The sequence below is a fragment of the Halomonas alimentaria genome (assembly GCF_009902005.1).
Lineage (GTDB): Bacteria > Pseudomonadota > Gammaproteobacteria > Pseudomonadales > Halomonadaceae > Halomonas > Halomonas alimentaria.
The window spans coordinates 3,209,250-3,226,056 of the sequence record NZ_WUTT01000001.1 but is presented as its reverse complement, the minus strand read 5'-3'; the positions used below and the strand labels follow the sequence as shown (position 1 = coordinate 3,226,056).

Genomic DNA, 16,807 nt, shown 5'->3' with positions numbered 1-16,807 from the left:
CGGCGGCCGGCACCAGACGGCAAACGTCAATGATCCTGCGACATGTCGACGCCATGGCGCGCCTGCCGCTCTCCCTACACGCCAACGCCACTCCGTACGCGCAGGAAACACGATGCGCCCCCTCGGGCACACGAAAAAGCCGCCTAGCGGGGTGCGCTAAGCGGCTGATTCGAGATGTCTTGTTGGTGGAGCCTAGCGGGATCGAACCGCTGACCTCAACACTGCCAGTGTTGCGCTCTCCCAGCTGAGCTAAGGCCCCACGTCGTCTCGCCATCGCGAGAACGGGGCAAATAATACGGTCCCGAGGGTGTCGCGTCAAGTCCTTTTTTCATGACCCTCCCTGCCTAAGTAGGCTTTCCTCCCTACGGCCAGTTGTGCGACTCTTTACCCCACTAATGACCCGCCCCTTTCGATGAGATGTCTCGCCACCGCCGAGCCGTTCAGGAGTCACCCGCCTTGATCAAGGTACTCATTGCCGATGACCACCACCTGATAAGGACCAGCCTGGCCCACCTGCTGAATGCCGAGAAGGACCTGCGGGTCATCGGCGAGGCCTCGAATGGCGAGGAAGCGATCACCCAGACCCGCCGCCTCAAGCCCGACGTGGTGCTGATGGACGTGCGCATGCCGGGTATCGGCGGGCTCGAAGCCACCCGCAAGATCACCCGCACCCTGCCGGATGCCCGGGTGCTGATCCTGACCGCCTGGCTGGAGGATACCTTCGCCCAGCGCCTGCTGGATGCCGGCGCCTGGGGCCTGGTCAGCAAGGACTCCAAGCACGACGAGATGGTTGGCGCCATCCGCGAGGTATTCCACGGCCAACGCTATGTCAGCCCCGACGTGGCACAGCGTCTGGTACTGTCACGTATCGATGCGCCGGAGAACCCCTTCGACGAGCTCTCCTCCCGGGAGATGCAGGTGGCGATGATGATCATCAACTGCCAGAAGGTCGCGGACATCTCCGACCGCCTGTTCCTCAGCCCCAAGACGGTGAACACTTACCGCTATCGCGTCTTCGAGAAGCTCGGGGTCAACTCCGACGTGGAGCTCACCCACCTGGGGCTTCGCCACGGGTTGGTGGAAGGCTTCTCCAGCCTCCAGTAATCTGCGAGCCATGACCTTCGACCATCGCCGCTTCCTGGCCCACGTCAGCGAGGCCCCCGGCGTCTACCGCATGCTCGACGCAGCTGGCGACACCCTCTATATCGGCAAGGCGCGCCGCCTGAAGGCGCGCCTGGCCAGCTACTTCCGTGGCGCACTCAACACCAAGACCCAGGCGCTGGTGGGACGCATCGCCGATATCCAGGTCACGGTGACCAACAGCGAGACAGAGGCCCTGCTGCTCGAGCAGACCCTGATCAAGGAGCTGCGCCCGCCCTATAACATCCTGTTGCGTGATGACAAGTCCTACCCCTTCGTCTTCGTCACGGACCGCCATCCCTTCCCGGCCCTGGAGTACAAGCGCGCCCGCCAGCGCCGCGATGACGGCCGCTACCTGGGCCCCTACCCCAGCAGCCACGCGGTGCGCGACAGCCTCTCGCTGATGCAGAAGATCTTCCGCATCCGCAACTGCGAGGACAGCGTCTTCGCCCACCGCACACGCCCCTGCCTGCAGTACCAGATCAATCGCTGCAGCGCGCCCTGCGTGGGCTACATCAGCGAGGCCGACTACCGCCGCGACCTGGAACACGCTGTGCAGTGCCTGGAGGGCAAGAGCGAACAGGTCACCCGCGAGCTGAGCGATGCCATGGAGGCGGCCAGCCGCGAACTGGCCTTCGAGGAAGCGGCACGGCTGCGTGACCAGGTCCAGCAGCTGCGCCAGCTGCAGCAGCGCCAGTTCGTGGACACCGGGGATGGCGACGCCGACGCCTTTGCGCTGGCCAGCCGCCCCGGGGCGCTGTGCATCTCGGTGCTGGCGATCCGCCAGGGGCGCCTGCTGGGGGCCCGCCACCACGCCCCCGCCAACGGCCTGGACCTGTCCGAGGAGGCGCTGCTCGGCGATTTCATCAGCCAGTACTACCTGGGTCAGGCCCGGGAGATTCCCCGTGAGGTGATCACCAGCCACCCCGTCCCGGATGCCGAGCTGATCGCCCGGGCACTCGGCGAGCGCGCCGGCCGCCGCGTACGCATTACCGACCAGGTGCGCGGCCATCGCGCCCAGTGGAAGGAGCTGGCGCGCACCAATGCCGAACAACAACTGGCCGGCCAGCTTGCCAGCCAGAACCAGCTTGCACGACGCTTCGAGGCGCTGCGCGAGGCCCTTGGCATGCAGGCACCCCCGGCGCGGCTGGAGTGCTTCGATATCAGCCACAGTCACGGCGAGGCCACCGTCGCCTCCTGCGTGGTGTTCGACCAGAACGGGCCACGCAAGTCGGATTACCGGCGCTTCAATATCGAGGGCGTCGCGGCGGGCGACGACTACGCGGCCATGCAGCAGGCGCTGACCCGCCGCTTCCGACGCGTCAAGGAGGGCGAGGGCCAGGCGCCGGACGTGCTCGTCGTGGATGGCGGCAAGGGGCAGCTCAACATGGCCCGCGAGGTGCTCGAATCCCTTGGGGTCACCGGCATCACCCTGCTCGGCGTGGCCAAGGGCACCACCCGCAAGGCGGGCCTGGAGACGCTGTTCCTGGAGACCGTGGAGCGGACGCTGAACCTCGAGGCCTCCTCTCCGGCGCTGCACCTGATCCAGCACATCCGCGACGAGTCGCACCGCTTCGCCATCACCGGCCACCGCACCCGCCGCGACAAGGTACGCCGCACCTCGACCCTCGAGGGTATCGCCGGCGTGGGCCCCAAGCGCCGGCGCGAACTGCTGCGCTTCTTCGGTGGTTTGCAGGGGGTCAAGCAGGCCAGCCGCGACGAACTCGCCCGGGTGCCGGGCATCAGCGACAGCCTGGCCGAGACGATCCATCGCGCCCTACATGGATGATGGCCGCCAAGGGGGATAGAATACGTCAACGCTCAACGCTCCCCATCACCGGCAAGGACAGCTTCGCGCGATGAACATCCCGAATATCCTCACCCTGGTCCGTATCGCCTTCATCCCGCTGCTGGTGGTGCTGTTCTATCTGCCCTTCACCTGGAGCATGCCGCTGGCCGCCGGCTTCTTCGCCCTGGCCTCGGTCACCGACTGGCTCGACGGCTACCTGGCCAGGCGCTGGAACCAGACTACCCCGTTTGGCGCCTTCCTCGACCCGGTGGCCGACAAGCTGATGGTGGCGGTGGCCCTGGCGCTGATGATCGAGCGCTACGACGTGATCTGGCTGACCCTGCCGGCGCTGGTGATCATCGGCCGCGAGATCGTGATCTCGGCACTGCGCGAGTGGATGGCCGAGATGGGCAAGCGTGGCAGCGTCGCGGTGTCCTGGATCGGCAAGCTCAAGACCACCCTGCAGATGGTGGCGATCTTCCTGCTGCTGGCCTTCGCCCCCGGCACCCCCATCGCCATGCTGGCGGTGGTAACGCTCTACGTGGCCGCCGCGCTCACGCTGTGGTCGATGGTTCTCTACCTTCGCGCGGCCTGGCCCCACCTCCGGCGCTCCATGTAGGCAGTGACCCAGTAAGCGAGGCGCAAAAACGTTTGACAGTCACCGGCTTATCCGTATAATTCGCTCTCGAGTCAGGCGGGAATAGCTCAGTGGTAGAGCATCGCCTTGCCAAGGCGAGGGTCGCGAGTTCGAATCTCGTTTCCCGCTCCATTCCTTCGAATGGCCCGACTCGATGAGGCTGGATGGCAGAGTGGTTATGCAGCGGACTGCAACTCCGTGTACGCCGGTTCGATTCCGACTCCAGCCTCCACTCCCCGATTTCCTGTACTGCCCGACACCGTGCCGCCCGGATGGCGAAATTGGTAGACGCAAGGGACTTAAAATCCCTCGGTGGCGACACCGTGCCGGTTCGAGCCCGGCTCCGGGCACCAGCCATCAGTCGATGCGCTAGTCGATACCTCTGCGGGGCAAACGCTTGATGAATCTGCCGCCCCTGCGCGACCCCTTCTTTACCTACCGCTATCGTCGCCGACTGCATGTCCTGCGCGTGCTGCTGGCGCTGACGACCACCTTTATCATCATCCGCCTGTTCGCGATCCCCCACTCCGGCTGGGCGCTGGTCAGCACCGTGATGGTGATGGGCAACCTGCCACATATCGGCGGTGTGCTCGACAAGGGGCGCCAGCGGCTGCTGGGCACCGTGCTCGGCGCGGCCTCCGGCCTGCTGTTGATCCTGCTGCCCATCGACCTGCCGCTGCTGATCCCCGCCGGCAGTCTGGTCGCCATCGGCATCGCCACCTGGCTCACCTTCGGCAATCGACACGGCTATAGCGGCCTGATGTTCGCCATCAGCCTGCTGCTGGTGGTCGGCGACGGCAGCCACGCCCTGGATGTGGGACTGTGGCGCGCCTTCGACGTGCTGCTGGGTACCCTGGTCGGCATCGTGATCACGGTGCTGGTACTGCCCCAGAAGGCCACCGACATGATGCGCTTCATGCTGGCCGAGAACCTCGATCGCATGGCGCGCCTGTTCCACGTGCACACCACCGCCTCGGCGGCCCTGGATATCGATACCCGCGCCCTGCTCAAGGCCGCCAGCTCGGCACTGGTCAAGCAGCGCGGCCTGGTCGATGCCATCCATCGCGAACGCCGCCTGCGGCGCGACGAGCTGGATGACATCATCTCCCTGCAGCGGCGCATGCTCTCGACCATCGAGCTGCTGCTGGAGACCCACTGGAACACCCGTGCCGGCCATGATCGCATCGAGGCGATGGAAGGGCTGCGCGACGAACAGCACCGCCTCGCCCGGGAGCTGGGCACCCTGGCCTATCAGGTGCGTACCGGCCAGCCCATCGCGGTCGAGATCAGCCAGTTCGACCTCCAGCGTTACGCCCCGCTCGCCACCACCGCGGTCAGTGCGCAGGGACGGGCGCTGTTCAGCCCCAGCGGCTACCTGTGGCTCAACCGTGAGCTGGCACGCCTCACCGAGGCCCTGGTCACCCGCCTGGGTGGCCTGACCCGCCTGCCCAGCCGCCGCCTGCGTCGCGCCTCGGGGCGCAAGTGGGCTCGCCGCCACACCGCCACGCCCGACAGAGGAGCGCAAGATGCCCCACGCCAACCATGACGTGCTTATCATCGGCGGCGGCGTCGCCGGCCTGGTACTCGCCCTGGAGGTGGCCGACCAGCGTGGCGTGACCCTGCTGCGCCCCGCCAGCGACGACCGGGGCGCCAGCCGCTGGGCCCAGGGCGGCATCGCCGCAGTACTCTCCCCCAGCGATCATATCGAGGCGCATATCCAGGATACCCTGGTGGCGGGCGACGGCCTGTGCGACGAGGCCGCGGTGCGCTTCACCGTGGAGCAGGGGCCGGCGGCCATCCAATGGCTGCTTGGCCTGGGCGTCCCCTTCACGCGGGATGCCAGCCCCGGGGCCGACTACCCCTACCACCTCACCCGGGAGGGCGGACACGGCGCGCGACGCATCATCCACGCCGCCGACGCCACAGGGCGTGCGCTGATGGATACCCTAAAGGCCCATGTCGCGGCGCATCCGGCGATCCACATCCGCGACGACCTTACCGCCATCGGCCTGCTCCAGGACGATGCCGGCCGCTGCCGAGGCGCACGCTGTCTCGACACTGACGGGCAGCCGATCGACCTGCCGGCCCACGACACCGTGCTGGCCACCGGCGGCGCCAGCGGCCTCTATCGCCACACCACCAGCCCCCAACCGGCCAGTGGCGAGGGCATGCTGATGGCCGCGGAGCTCGGTGCCACGCTGATGAACCTGGAGTTCCAGCAGTTCCACCCGACCTGCCTCTACGACCCCCAGGGCACCCCCTTCCTGATCAGCGAGGCGGTGCGCGGCGAGGGCGGGCGACTGCTCAATATCCACGGCGAACGCTTCATGCCGGCCATCGACCCGCGTGCCGAACTGGCGCCGCGAGACGTCGTTGCGCGCGCCATCGACGCCGAGATGCAGCGCACCGCAAGCGAGCATGTCTTCCTCGACGTGCGCCATCTGGGCGAGGCGGCGATCCGCGAGCACTTCCCCACCATCTACGCCCACTGCGCCGGCCGTGGCATCGATATCGTCAAGGCCCCGATCCCAGTGGTGCCGGCGGCCCACTACAGCTGTGGCGGGGTAGCCACCGATCAGCATGGCGCCACCGACGTGGCCCACCTCTTCGCCGTGGGCGAGGTGGCCTGCACCGGCCTGCATGGCGCCAACCGCATGGCCAGCAACTCGCTGCTGGAGTGCCTGGTGTTTGCGCGCAGCTGCGCTGCCATGCTGCAGGATGCCTCGCGGGTGCCGCTCGTCAGCGCGCCTGCCACCCGGGCCAGGGCCGAGGCAACACCGGCGGCACTCGCCGAGTGGCGCGAGCGCATGCGCGGCGTGATGAGCGCCCGGGTGGCCATCGTGCGCCGTGACGCCGGACTGGCCGAGGCCGCCGAAACGCTGGCCGAGCTGCAGCAGGAGATCGTCGAGGTCGCAGGACGCGGCCAGCCGGCCGCCGAGCTGACGAGCCTGTGGCATTCGCTGCGCCTGGCGCGGCTGACCGTGGCCAGCGCCCGGGCGCGCCGCGAGTCCCGCGGCCTACACTACAACCCGGACTGCCCGCACCACGGCGACCCCCTTCCCCGTCCCTCCCGGATCCGGCTAAGCGACCTCGACTGAGCGGAGCCGCAAGCACGGAGACAGGCCAGTCCGGTGGACGGCACCGGAGAGGGGGTCGGCCTAGTGGCGAACCAGATAGCGCCGCAGTTCCCGATGGGCAGACGGCGAGCAGCTATCGGGCCACAACCACAGCCGCCTCCCATTCAGACGCAGCCCGACCAGCCAGGGCCCCAGGTAGTCACAGCGCAGGCTGACCGGTCGCGGGGCCGTGTCCCCTGCATCCCGCCATTTCCACTGCAACCCTCCGCCGGGCAGGGCCTCGGCACTCAGTTCCCCCTGAGGCTGGTCACGCACGCACCAGAAGGTGATGGCCCCCAGGCCGAGTGCCACGGGGAGCCACCACCAGAGAGCAAGGACTGTCGCGATGAGGCCGGCCACCGCAGCGGCCGGCAGGAGATGGACCAGCAGAGCCAGCCTAGACCGGCCGATGCGACACGCTGTCGGCGCTCTCGGCATGCTCGATGATCATCTGGACGATGCGCCGACGCACCGGCTCCGCAGGGAGCTCGCGGCGCATCAGCCACATGAAGAGATCCTGGTCCTCCTCGTCGATCAGGTCACGGAACGCGGCCTGGTCGGCGGGCTCCAGGGCGTCATAGCGCTGTTCGAGGAAGGGCACCAGCAGCAGGTCCAGCTCCCACATGCCGCGGCGGGAGTGCCAGTAGAGCCGCTTGCGCTGTGCCGTCTCCGGGCTTGATGGTTCGTTCAAGGTCGACCTCGCCTTTGCCTTGGGGTGTGGCGCCAGTATAACCGAGGCGGCGCGGCGACACAGCTGACGCCGGTCACGGATCGAGGTCTCTACCTATGGTCGTAGTGCGTTGTTTTGTCTCGTTTTGCCGAGTATGCTTGAAATAAAACAACAGCCGCGCCGCCAACGGAGACCCGAGATGACCAAGTCCGAGCTGATCGAACAGATCGCCATGCGTCAGCCCGAGCTGTCGCTCAAGGAAGTGGAATCGGCGGTTCGGCTGATTCTCGAGGATATCACCGAGACCCTGGCCGCCGGGGGGCGCGTCGAGATACGCGGTTTCGGAAGCTTCTCGCTGCATTACCGCGAACCCCGCATCGGGCGCAATCCCAAGACCGGCGAACCGGTCGCGCTGGACGGCAAGTTCGTGCCACACTTCAAACCTGGCAAGGAGCTGCGCGAGCAGGTAGACGACAGCCGCGTGCTGGGCTACTGAGCCCGGCGCTCCTCTCTCCCGACCCAACTCTTACTTCACAGGGGACACTTCGCATGCGTTGGCTAAAAGGCCTGATCCTGGCCATCATCCTGCTGGCGGTTCTACTGGTCGGCATCCTGTTCGCGGTTAACAATCGCGAGGCCCTGCCGCTCAACCTGATCTGGATCGAGCTGCCGCCCGCCTCGCTGTCGGTCTGGCTGCTGGCCTCACTGGCGGCTGGCGTGCTGCTGGGCATGCTGGCCATGAGCGGCGTCTACCTGCGCCTGCGCGCCCTGTTGACCCGCGCCCAGCGCCACAATCAGCAGCAGCGCAAGGAGCTCGACAAGCTGCGTGTCCAGGAGCTGAAGGAACTCCCCTGATATGCCCGATGCCCTGCTGCTGACCATTCTGGTGGCAGCCGTCGCCATCGGCTGGTGGCTGGGCCGCCGCGAACGCAGCAAGCCGAACGATCCCGCGCCTCCGCAAGGACTGGCGCGGGATTATTTCGTGGGCCTCAACTACCTGCTCAACGACCAGCAGGATCGCGCCATCGAGACCTTCGTCGGGGCGCTGCAGGTCAACAGTGAGACCATCGATACCCATATCACCCTGGGCAACCTCTTCCGCAGCCGCGGCGAGGCTGACCGGGCGATGAAGATCCACCAGAACCTGCTGGCCCGACCCAGTCTGACGCCCGTCCAGGGCGAGCGCGTACAACTGGAGCTGGCCCGAGACTTTCTCTCCCTGGGCTTGCTGGATCGTGCCGAGCGGTTACTCAAGGGGTTGCTGCGCGATACCCATGACGACGGGCTGCGGCGATCGGCACGCCGGCTGCTGGCGGACCTCTTCGAGCGCGAGGGCGAATGGTCGGAGGCCTTCAAGGTGGCCAACCCCCAGCTGATCCGTGAGGATCGACAGCTGCGGCGTGCGGCGGCCCACTGGCTCTGCCAGCTGGCCGAGGAGGAGCGCGCCAACGCCACTCCGGTGCTGGCCCGCCGCCACCTCAAGCAGGCCCTCAACGTCGACCCACGCTGCGTGCGCGCCAACCTGCTGCTGGCTTCCCTCGAGCACGACACGGGCCACTACCGCCAGGAGATCACCCTGCTGTCGCGAATCCCCGCCCAGGATGCGGCTTTCACCCCGACCCTGCTGGAGCCACTGAGCAACGCCTACCGCCTGCTAGACGACGAGGATGGCCTGATACGCCACCTCCACGACCTGCTCGAGGAGACCCCCTACACCAGCGTGATCATCCAGTTGGCCGAGACCATCCGCCATCACCAGGGCATCGAGCCCGCGATCGCCCTGGTCAGTGAACAGCTCAATCGCGAGGCGAGCCTGGGAGCGCTGGACTACCTGATCGACCTCTACCACCAGCACAGTCACGGCGAGGCGCTGGAACAGTTGGCCCTGCTCAAGCGCCATACCGCCGACCTGCTCGGCAAGCTCCCCCGCCACCGCTGCCGCCGCTGCGGCTTCACCGGCGACCAGTTGCACTGGCAGTGCCCGCGCTGTCGTAGCTGGGGCACCACCCGCCCGATCACCGGCATCGAGGGAGAGTAGCGGCTAGTTGAGCTCGGCCTCGATGGCGGCGAGGGCCTCCATGGGCTCCTCCGCCTGGGTGATCGGGCGCCCTACCACCAGGTGGGTGCTGCCCGCGGCCATGGCATCCCCCGGCGTCATGATGCGCTGCTGGTCGCCGACCTGGGCGAAGGCGGGGCGAATGCCCGGCGTCACCTTGAGGAAATCGTCGCCACACAGCTCGCGCAGGCGGGCAGACTCCTGGGCCGAACACACCACACCGTGCATCCCGCTGTCGCGGGCCAGGGTCGCCAGGCGCTCCACCTGTGCGGCGGGTGAGACGCCCACACCCACCTCGGCCAGGTCATCGGCCGTCATGCTGGTCAGAACGGTCACCGCGATCAGTCGTGTGCCAAGACCGTGGCGCTCCAGTCGCTCCCGGGCCGCCTCCATCATGCGTCGCCCTCCACCGGCATGGACATTGACCATCCAGACCCCCTGCTCCGCCGCGGCATGCACGGCGCCGGCCACGGTGTTGGGGATGTCGTGAAACTTGAGGTCGAGGAACACCTCGAAGCCGCGCCCGTGCAAAGCCTCCAGCACGTCAGGGCCGCTGCGGGTGAAGAGCTCCTTGCCCACCTTGAGGCGGCAGCGTGCCGGATCGAGACGGTCGGCCATGCACAGGGCGGCATCCAGGGAGGGGTAGTCGAGGGCAATGATCAGAGGGGAATCGGTAGACACGAACCGGGCTCCGGGCAAGAGGAAATCGTCGCCAGAGTATACCAGCCATGGGCGATATGGGCGGTGCGAGATCACTGAATCGAGACCGACGTTCTGTCCTACGTCCTGCACGCCAGGACGACGACGCAAAGACGACCTGTCCCACAGAGTAGCGGGCATAAGCCCCACGGGAATATCTTCCCTCCGGGACTAGCTTGAAGAGGCACCCGCGAAGGATGCGACTACAACAACGGAGGAAGTGACATGAAAACTAGGTTTCACGCCCTCTTCGGGGTTTGCCTCGTCACGCTCATGCTGGGGCTCGCACCGCTCAGCGCCATGGCCCAGGAAGTCGAGCCGATCAACGTCAACACGGCCGGCGCCGAGCTGCTGACCGAACTACCGGGAATCGGGCCGAGCAAGGCAGCGGCTATCGTCGAGGACCGCGAGGCCAACGGCCCCTACGAGAGCGCCGAGGACCTCACACGCGTCAGCGGCATCGGCGACGGTACGGTAGCCAACCTGGAGGACCAAGTAACCTTCTGATCCTGCGCTCCATGGGCGGCCAGCGGACGGCCGCCACCCAGCCCCACCTGCCTAGCAGTGGATCACAGGCGCAGGCCGCCGTCACACTCGATCACGCGACCGGTAAAGTAGTCGTTCTCGAAGATGAACTGCACGCTCTGGGCGATATTCTCCGGCTGGCCAAGCCGCTTGAGTGGGACTCCGGAGGTCAGCTTGTCGAGCATGTCCTGGCGCATCGAGGCAGTCATCTCGGTTTCGATGAAGCCCGGGGCCACGGCACCGACACGGATACCATGGCGTGCCAGCTCCCTGGCCCAGGTGGTGGTGAGGGCCACCACGCCGGCCTTGCAGGCCGCATAGTTGCTCTGCCCCATGTTGCCGGCTCGCGAGATGCTGGAGATATTGACGATCACCCCCTCATTGCCCGCCTCGACCATCTGTGCCGCCGCCTCGCGCCCGCACAGGAACACGCCGGTCAGGTTGACGTCGATCACCGACTGCCACTGCTCGAGGGACATGGTCTTCTCGACCTTGCCTTCCCGTGCCTTTACCAACAGGGCGTCACGCAGGATACCGGCATTGTTGACCAGGCCGCTGACCGGCCCCAGGGAGTCGGCGATATCGGCGAAGGCCTGCTTCACGGAGGCCTCGTCGGCCACGTTGGTGACGAAGGCGCGCGCCTCGACGCCGGCTCCATGGAGTCCCGTGACGGCCTCGTCGAGGGTCGCGGCATCGGTATCGAGCAGGGCCAGGCGGGCCCCCTGACGACCCAGCATGGCGGCCATGGCCAGCCCCAGGCCGCGGGCGCCACCGGTAATGGCGATAACGGAATTCTGCAGTTGCATCGTGATTCCTCCGGAAGATGGTGGGTCAACGGTAGATGCCAGGCACTGTAGCAGACTTGTGTGCAGCGCATCATGACACTGTGACTAAGCTTATAATCCCGCCTTTGTCTCCCGCCGGCCAGTGATGCCGACCAACGCTTGATTTCCCTGCCTTCGCCCCCATCTCACCGTGAACGTCATCATGGGAGGCCACATGCCCTTTCTCCTTATCTTCACGCTGTTTGCCCTGCTCGACTTCGTCATCCTCTTTTCGGTGGGCAGCCAGATCGGCCTGCTCACCACCCTGCTGCTGGTGCTGGCCACCGGCTTCATCGGCCTGCACCTGATCCGCCGCGAGGGCGCCGCCACCTTTGCCCGGGCCCGGGAGCGCCTCGAGCGCGGCGAAGTGCCCTCCGGCGAGCTGCTGACCGGCGCTGCCCTGATCTTCGGTGGCGCCCTGCTGATGGCACCGGGCTTCGTCTCCGACGCCCTGGGTTTTCTGTGCCTGATCCCCGATGCCCGGCGCCTGATGGGCAAGCTGCTGGCGTGGCTTGGCATCCGCACCCAGGGCTTTCATGTCCACAGCGAGGGTTTCACCAGCGCCTCTGGTAACGGCGCCGGCAAGCCCCGGGATGATTGGGCACAGGCCGACGAGGGCCGCCACCGCCGCGGCGCCGACGAGCCGGCGTCAGGGGATGCCGACGACGGCGTCATCGAGGGGGAGTTCATCTCCCGGGACGAGCGCCGCGGCTGATCCGGCCAGATCGGCAAAAAAATTTCCGGAGGGGCCTTGAAAGGCCATGGGCTAGCCCCACTTACACGTCAGCAACAGGTTTCGGCGCGACTCTCGCGCCATTGACACGGAAGGCGTCCGACGCCTCCCCTCGCTGCCTCGGTGGCGAGGTCGTGATACAAACCGCCGGATCATCGGCACATGAACCATCAGGAGAACGTGAGCAATGAACATCCGTCCCTTGCACGATCGCGTCATCATTCGTCGCGTTGAGGAAGAACAGAAAACCGCTGGCGGCATCGTGCTCCCGGGCAGCGCCCAGGAAAAGCCGACTCGTGGCGAAGTGCTCGCCGTCGGTAACGGCCGGATCCTCGACAACGGCGACGTCCGCGCTCTCGACGTGAAGGTCGGCGACACCGTCATCTTCAAGGATGGCTTCGGCGTCGAGAAGCAGAAGATCGACGGCGAAGAAGTCCTGATCATGAGCGAGTCCGACATCCTGGCCGTAGTCGAAGGTTGAGCTGAAGGCTGAGCGCAGGCCGCTCACGCCTTGCACACTGCGAATTCTGACGTTCACGTATTGAAAGGAAGATAGCGAACATGGCAGCGAAACAAGTCAAGTTTTCCGATGATGCCCGCAAGCGCATGGCGCGCGGTGTCGACCTCCTGGCCAACGCGGTCAAGGTTACCCTGGGTCCGAAGGGCCGCAACGTGGTGATCGAGAAGTCCTTCGGTGCCCCCACCGTCACCAAGGACGGCGTCTCCGTGGCCAAGGAAATCGAACTGAAGGACAAGTTCGAGAACATGGGCGCCCAGATGGTCAAGGAAGTCGCTTCCAAGACCTCCGACGTCGCCGGTGACGGCACCACCACCGCCACCGTGCTGGCCCAGTCCATCGTGACCGAAGGCCTCAAGGGCGTCATCGCCGGCATGAACCCGATGGACCTCAAGCGTGGCATCGACCAGGCCGTGGTCGCCGCCGTCAAGGAGATCGAGGCCCTGTCCGTGCCCTGCACCGACTCCAAGTCCATCGCCCAGGTCGGCACCATCTCCGCCAACGGCGACAAGCGCATCGGTGAGATCATCGCCGAGGCCATGGAGAAGGTCGGCAAGGAAGGCGTGATCACCGTCGACGAGGGTCGCGGCTTCGAGGACGAGCTCGACGTCGTCGAGGGCATGCAGTTCGATCGCGGTTACCTGTCGCCCTACTTCGTCACCAACCAGGACACCATGGCGGTCGAGCTGGAAGACCCCTACATCCTGATGGTCGACAAGAAGATCTCCAACATCCGCGAACTGCTGCCGACCCTCGAGGCCGTGGCCAAGGCCGGCAAGCCGCTGGTGATCATCGCCGAGGACATCGAGGGCGAGGCGCTGGCCACCCTGGTGGTCAATACGATGCGCGGCATCGTCAAGGTCGCCGCCGCCAAGGCGCCGGGCTTCGGTGACCGCCGCAAGGCCATGCTGCAGGATATCGCCATCCTGACCAATGGCACCGTGATCTCCGAGGAAGTGGGTCTGGACCTCGAGCAGGCCACCCTGGACCACCTGGGTACCGCCAAGCGCGTGACCATGTCCAAGGAGAACACCACCATCATCGATGGCGCCGGCAACGACGCCGACATCGAGGCCCGCGTCAACCAGATTCGCGCCCAGATCGAGGAGACCTCCTCCGACTACGATCGTGAGAAGCTCCAGGAGCGCGTCGCCAAGCTGGCCGGAGGTGTCGCCGTGATCCGCGTCGGTGCCGCCACCGAGGTGGAGATGAAGGAGAAGAAGGCGCGCGTCGAGGACGCCCTGCACTCCACCCGTGCCGCGGTCGAGGAAGGCGTGGTGCCTGGCGGTGGTACCGCCCTGGTGCGCGTGCTGACCAAGGTTGCCGGCCTCAAGGGTGACAACGAGGACCAGACCCACGGCATCGCCATCGCCGTGCGCGCCATGGAGGCCCCGCTGCGCCAGATCGTCACCAACGCCGGTCAGGAAGCCTCCGTCATCCTGAACCAGGTCAAGGCTGGGGAAGGCAACTACGGCTACAACGCCCAGACCGGCGATTACGGCGACCTGTTCGAGATGGGTGTGCTGGACCCGGCCAAGGTGACCCGTAGCGCGCTGCAGTCCGCCGGCTCCGTGGCAGGCCTGATGATCACCACCGAGGCGATGATCGCCGACGATCCGGACGAGAAGGAAGCCGCTCCGGACATGGGTGGCATGGGCGGCATGGGTGGCATGGGCGGCATGATGTAATCGCCCCCCACCCTGCCCCAGGCACTGCCCATATAGGCAAGCCCTGAGACAGACCCCGCCGGTGCAAGCCGGCGGGGTTTTTGCTTTAAGATACCCTTCCGCTCATCACCTGACGCCAGCCGCCTGCCCATGCTTTCGAACATCCGCATCGTCCTCGTCCAGACCTTCCATCCCGGCAATATCGGGGCCGCCGCGCGGGCCATGAAGACCATGGGCCTGACCGACCTGGTGCTGGTCAATCCCCGGCAGTTTCCCGACCCCGAAGCCTCGCGGCTCGCCGCGGGGGCCGAGGACCTGGTGGAAGGAGCCCGGGTGGTCGGCTCGCTGGCGGAGGCCGTGAGTGATTGCGTGCAGGTGGTGGGCGCCAGCGCGCGGCTGCGGAGCCTGCCGCTGCCGCACTTCGATGAGCCCGACGAGATGGCGCGTGATGTGGTGGAGAATGCCGCCCACGATCCGGTGGCGCTGGTATTCGGTCGTGAGCGCTTCGGCCTCACCAAGGACGAGATCGGCCTGTGCAGCCACCAGGTGAGCATTCCCGCCAACCCCGACTACGGCATCCTCAACCTCTCACAGGCGGTGCAGGTGCTCGCCTACGAGACGTTCAAGGCCTGGCGACGGCGACCCGAAAGCGGCTACCGACCGACCCTGCCCGCCGAGGAGCGCCAGCCCAGCCGCGAACAGGTCGGTCATTTCCACGACCATCTGGGCCGGGTGATGCAACGCAGCGGCTTCATCACCCAGCCCCATGCACGCACCGAGGCACACCTGCATGCGCTGTTCGCCCGTGCCCAGCCCTCCCGCCGTGAACTCTCGCTGCTGCGCGGGCTGCTCGCCTCGCTGGAGGGCCACCTGCCCGAGGAGTGAGGAGTGAGAGGTGAGGAGTGAGGGGTGACAAAGGGCGGCACGCAGGCCGCCCTTGGGACTCGATGATATCCCCCTTCACAGGGTCATCGCCGCCAGCCAGCCGAAGGCGATCAGCGGGATGTTGTAGTGGATGAAGGTGGGCACAACGCTGTCCCAGATATGATCATGCTGGCGGTCGACGTTGAGGCCGGAGGTCGGCCCCAGGGTGGAGTCGGAGGCCGGCGAACCGGCATCGCCCAGCGCCGCGGCCGTACCGACCAGGGCCACGGTGGCCAGCGGTGAAAAGCCGAACTGCACCGCCAGGGGCACGAAGATGGCGGCGATAATGGGGATGGTGGAGAACGACGAGCCGATGCCCAGGGTGATGAACAGGCCCACCAGCAGCATCAGCAGCGCGGCCAGGCCGCGGTTGTCACCGATCACCTCGACGCTGGACTCCACCAGGGTCTCGATCTGGCCGGTGGCGGTCATCACCGCGGCAAACCCCGATGCCGAGATCATGATGAAGCCGATCAGCGCCATCATGCGCATGCCGCTGGTGAAGAGGTCGTCGGCCTCGCGCCACTTGAAGATGCCCCCCACCGAGAGCAGCGCGAAGCCCACCAGCCCGCCGAGGATCATGGAACCGGTCCACAGCTGGATGCCCAGGGCCGCCACGATGGCGATGACTGACATCAACAGGCCAAGGGCATGTGGCTCATGGGTTTCCGGATGGTGGTGCGGCACGTTGGTGGTGGCCACGTCCAGCGCCTCATAGTCACGCGGCTTGCGATAGCTGAGGAACACCGCCACCAGCAGGCCCAGCGCCATGCCGCCCACCGGTACCCCCATGGCCAGGGGCACCATGCCGCGAGTGATCTCGAGCCCCAGCGCCTCACCGGCCTGGTTGATGTTGGCCAGCAGGATATCGTTGAGGAAGATCGCCCCGAAGCCCACCGGCAGCAGCATGTACGGTGCGGTAAGGCCGAAGGTCAGCGCACAGGCCACCGCACGACGATCGAGGCGCAGCTGGTTCATCACCTTGAGCAGCGGTGGGATCAGGATCGGAATGAAGGCGATGTGCACCGGAATCAGGTTCTGGGAGGAGATGGCCACCAGCAGCACCGCGCCGAGCAGCAGATACTTGACTACCGCCTGGCGATTTGCCGTGGCCTCCTGGCCCAGCAGGCCGATCAACCGCCGGGCCAGCAGGTCCGGTAATCCAGAGCGCGAGATCGCCACCGCAAAGGCACCCAGGGTGGCATAGGCCAGGGCCACCTTGGCCCCGCCACCCACGCCGTCGTTGAAGGCACCGAGGGTCTCCTCCACGGAGAGTCCCCCGACCAGGCCGCCCACCAGCGCCCCGACCACCAGGGCGAAGACGACAGAGATCCGTGCCAGTGACAGTCCGACCATCACCAGCACCGCAATGATTACCGCATTCATGGCAGGTTTCCCCGAACAAGGAATTGAATTGAGACGAAACGGCGCAGTATTCTACCAGAAGCGCCTTCTTCGCGCCCGGGGCTACGTAGCGGGATGTCATGGAATCGACACGCGACGGTCACCG

Annotated in this window: 18 protein-coding genes and 4 tRNA genes; 16 read left to right on the top strand and 6 right to left on the bottom strand. The window is 66.5% G+C overall.

What is annotated here, in order from left to right:
* Positions 1-183: 183 nt before the first annotated feature.
* Positions 184-259: transfer RNA gene (locus tag GRB96_RS15225), tRNA-Ala, on the bottom strand.
* A gap of 197 nt (positions 260-456) precedes the next feature.
* Here GRB96_RS15225 and GRB96_RS15220 point away from each other — a divergent pair.
* The 8 genes from GRB96_RS15220 (at position 457) to nadB (ending at position 6,664) form a co-directional block, all read left to right on the top strand.
* Complete coding sequence (locus GRB96_RS15220) at positions 457-1,104, top strand: response regulator (protein ID WP_161432908.1); 648 nt, start codon at positions 457-459, stop codon at positions 1,102-1,104.
* A gap of 10 nt (positions 1,105-1,114) precedes the next feature.
* Positions 1,115-2,929, top strand: coding sequence for an excinuclease ABC subunit UvrC (uvrC, locus tag GRB96_RS15215; RefSeq protein ID WP_161432907.1), 1,815 nt, complete (start codon positions 1,115-1,117; stop codon positions 2,927-2,929).
* 70 nt (positions 2,930-2,999) lie between these two features.
* The gene (gene pgsA, locus GRB96_RS15210; protein WP_161432906.1) at positions 3,000-3,548 is read left to right on the top strand and encodes a CDP-diacylglycerol--glycerol-3-phosphate 3-phosphatidyltransferase; all 549 of its coding nucleotides are present in this window, start codon (positions 3,000-3,002) and stop codon (positions 3,546-3,548) included.
* A gap of 75 nt (positions 3,549-3,623) precedes the next feature.
* Positions 3,624-3,698: transfer RNA gene (locus GRB96_RS15205), tRNA-Gly, on the top strand.
* Positions 3,699-3,724: 26 nt separating this feature from the next.
* Positions 3,725-3,798: transfer RNA gene (locus GRB96_RS15200), tRNA-Cys, on the top strand.
* 34 nt (positions 3,799-3,832) lie between these two features.
* Positions 3,833-3,919 (top strand) — tRNA-Leu (locus tag GRB96_RS15195).
* Between the two features lie 47 nt (positions 3,920-3,966).
* Positions 3,967-5,112 (top strand): FUSC family protein, encoded by a 1,146-nt coding sequence (locus GRB96_RS15190; RefSeq protein WP_161432905.1) that lies wholly within the window; start codon positions 3,967-3,969, stop codon positions 5,110-5,112.
* On the top strand, positions 5,093-6,664 hold the full coding sequence (gene nadB, locus GRB96_RS15185) for an L-aspartate oxidase (RefSeq protein ID WP_161432904.1): 1,572 nt from the start codon (positions 5,093-5,095) through the stop codon (positions 6,662-6,664). Before GRB96_RS15190 ends, nadB begins: the two co-directional genes overlap by 20 nt.
* Before the next feature lie 60 nt (positions 6,665-6,724).
* Here the strand turns inward: nadB and GRB96_RS15815 are convergent, their stop codons facing one another.
* Entirely contained in the window at positions 6,725-7,120 is a 396-nt protein-coding gene (locus GRB96_RS15815; RefSeq protein WP_338074048.1) for a protein YgfX, read from the bottom strand.
* Entirely contained in the window at positions 7,080-7,373 is a 294-nt protein-coding gene (locus GRB96_RS15175; RefSeq protein WP_161432902.1) for an FAD assembly factor SdhE, read from the bottom strand. Before GRB96_RS15175 ends, GRB96_RS15815 begins: the two co-directional genes overlap by 41 nt.
* A 133-nt stretch (positions 7,374-7,506) precedes the next feature.
* On the opposite strand from GRB96_RS15175, the gene GRB96_RS15170 reads away from it, so the two are divergent.
* Genes GRB96_RS15170 through lapB form a run of 3 tightly spaced genes read left to right on the top strand, consistent with a single transcriptional unit; the run spans position 7,507 to position 9,390 of the window.
* Positions 7,507-7,848 carry an integration host factor subunit beta gene (locus GRB96_RS15170; protein ID WP_161432901.1) on the top strand — a complete coding sequence of 114 codons (342 nt, stop codon included), beginning with the start codon at positions 7,507-7,509 and terminating at the stop codon, positions 7,846-7,848.
* Positions 7,849-7,901: 53 nt separating this feature from the next.
* Positions 7,902-8,207 (top strand): LapA family protein, encoded by a 306-nt coding sequence (locus GRB96_RS15165; protein WP_161432900.1) that lies wholly within the window; start codon positions 7,902-7,904, stop codon positions 8,205-8,207.
* 1 nt (position 8,208) lies between these two features.
* Positions 8,209-9,390 carry a lipopolysaccharide assembly protein LapB gene (lapB, locus tag GRB96_RS15160; RefSeq protein WP_161432899.1) on the top strand — a complete coding sequence of 394 codons (1,182 nt, stop codon included), beginning with the start codon at positions 8,209-8,211 and terminating at the stop codon, positions 9,388-9,390.
* A gap of 3 nt (positions 9,391-9,393) precedes the next feature.
* Here lapB and pyrF read toward each other — a convergent pair whose 3' ends face one another.
* Positions 9,394-10,089: an orotidine-5'-phosphate decarboxylase gene (gene pyrF, locus GRB96_RS15155; protein ID WP_161432898.1), complete on the bottom strand. Its 696-nt coding sequence runs from the start codon at positions 10,087-10,089 to the stop codon at positions 9,394-9,396.
* A 243-nt stretch (positions 10,090-10,332) separates the two neighbouring features.
* Between pyrF and GRB96_RS15150 the strand changes: the two genes are divergently transcribed.
* Entirely contained in the window at positions 10,333-10,614 is a 282-nt protein-coding gene (locus tag GRB96_RS15150; protein ID WP_161432897.1) for a ComEA family DNA-binding protein, read from the top strand.
* A 62-nt stretch (positions 10,615-10,676) separates the two neighbouring features.
* Here GRB96_RS15150 and GRB96_RS15145 read toward each other — a convergent pair whose 3' ends face one another.
* Positions 10,677-11,438 carry an SDR family oxidoreductase gene (locus tag GRB96_RS15145; protein ID WP_161432896.1) on the bottom strand — a complete coding sequence of 254 codons (762 nt, stop codon included), beginning with the start codon at positions 11,436-11,438 and terminating at the stop codon, positions 10,677-10,679.
* A gap of 193 nt (positions 11,439-11,631) precedes the next feature.
* On the opposite strand from GRB96_RS15145, the gene GRB96_RS15140 reads away from it, so the two are divergent.
* The 4 genes from GRB96_RS15140 (at position 11,632) to GRB96_RS15125 (ending at position 15,258) form a co-directional block, all read left to right on the top strand.
* On the top strand, positions 11,632-12,171 hold the full coding sequence (locus tag GRB96_RS15140; protein ID WP_161432895.1) for an FxsA family protein: 540 nt from the start codon (positions 11,632-11,634) through the stop codon (positions 12,169-12,171).
* A gap of 205 nt (positions 12,172-12,376) precedes the next feature.
* Positions 12,377-12,670, top strand: coding sequence for a co-chaperone GroES (locus tag GRB96_RS15135; protein WP_161432894.1), 294 nt, complete (start codon positions 12,377-12,379; stop codon positions 12,668-12,670).
* A gap of 80 nt (positions 12,671-12,750) precedes the next feature.
* Positions 12,751-14,394 (top strand): chaperonin GroEL, encoded by a 1,644-nt coding sequence (gene groL / locus GRB96_RS15130; RefSeq protein ID WP_161432893.1) that lies wholly within the window; start codon positions 12,751-12,753, stop codon positions 14,392-14,394.
* Positions 14,395-14,523: 129 nt separating this feature from the next.
* Positions 14,524-15,258: an RNA methyltransferase gene (locus GRB96_RS15125; RefSeq protein WP_161432892.1), complete on the top strand. Its 735-nt coding sequence runs from the start codon at positions 14,524-14,526 to the stop codon at positions 15,256-15,258.
* Between the two features lie 75 nt (positions 15,259-15,333).
* Here GRB96_RS15125 and GRB96_RS15120 read toward each other — a convergent pair whose 3' ends face one another.
* A complete protein-coding gene (locus GRB96_RS15120; RefSeq protein ID WP_161432891.1) occupies positions 15,334-16,683 on the bottom strand; it encodes a Na+/H+ antiporter family protein in 1,350 nt (449 codons plus the stop codon).
* Positions 16,684-16,807: the final 124 nt, after the last annotated feature.

Coding starts and splice junctions, on each gene's coding strand:
- GRB96_RS15815 (WP_338074048.1), bottom strand. CDS start 7,120: ATGCCGAGAGCGCCGACAGCGTGTCGCATCGGCCGGTCTAGGCTGGCT.
- GRB96_RS15135 (WP_161432894.1), top strand. CDS start 12,377: ATGAACATCCGTCCCTTGCACGATCGCGTCATCATTCGTCGCGTTGAG.
- nadB (WP_161432904.1), top strand. CDS start 5,093: ATGCCCCACGCCAACCATGACGTGCTTATCATCGGCGGCGGCGTCGCC.
- GRB96_RS15145 (WP_161432896.1), bottom strand. CDS start 11,438: ATGCAACTGCAGAATTCCGTTATCGCCATTACCGGTGGCGCCCGCGGC.
- pgsA (WP_161432906.1), top strand. CDS start 3,000: ATGAACATCCCGAATATCCTCACCCTGGTCCGTATCGCCTTCATCCCG.
- GRB96_RS15150 (WP_161432897.1), top strand. CDS start 10,333: ATGAAAACTAGGTTTCACGCCCTCTTCGGGGTTTGCCTCGTCACGCTC.
- GRB96_RS15165 (WP_161432900.1), top strand. CDS start 7,902: ATGCGTTGGCTAAAAGGCCTGATCCTGGCCATCATCCTGCTGGCGGTT.
- GRB96_RS15140 (WP_161432895.1), top strand. CDS start 11,632: ATGCCCTTTCTCCTTATCTTCACGCTGTTTGCCCTGCTCGACTTCGTC.
- GRB96_RS15125 (WP_161432892.1), top strand. CDS start 14,524: ATGCTTTCGAACATCCGCATCGTCCTCGTCCAGACCTTCCATCCCGGC.
- lapB (WP_161432899.1), top strand. CDS start 8,209: ATGCCCGATGCCCTGCTGCTGACCATTCTGGTGGCAGCCGTCGCCATC.
- GRB96_RS15190 (WP_161432905.1), top strand. CDS start 3,967: ATGAATCTGCCGCCCCTGCGCGACCCCTTCTTTACCTACCGCTATCGT.
- GRB96_RS15120 (WP_161432891.1), bottom strand. CDS start 16,683: ATGAATGCGGTAATCATTGCGGTGCTGGTGATGGTCGGACTGTCACTG.
- GRB96_RS15170 (WP_161432901.1), top strand. CDS start 7,507: ATGCTTGAAATAAAACAACAGCCGCGCCGCCAACGGAGACCCGAGATG.
- groL (WP_161432893.1), top strand. CDS start 12,751: ATGGCAGCGAAACAAGTCAAGTTTTCCGATGATGCCCGCAAGCGCATG.
- uvrC (WP_161432907.1), top strand. CDS start 1,115: ATGACCTTCGACCATCGCCGCTTCCTGGCCCACGTCAGCGAGGCCCCC.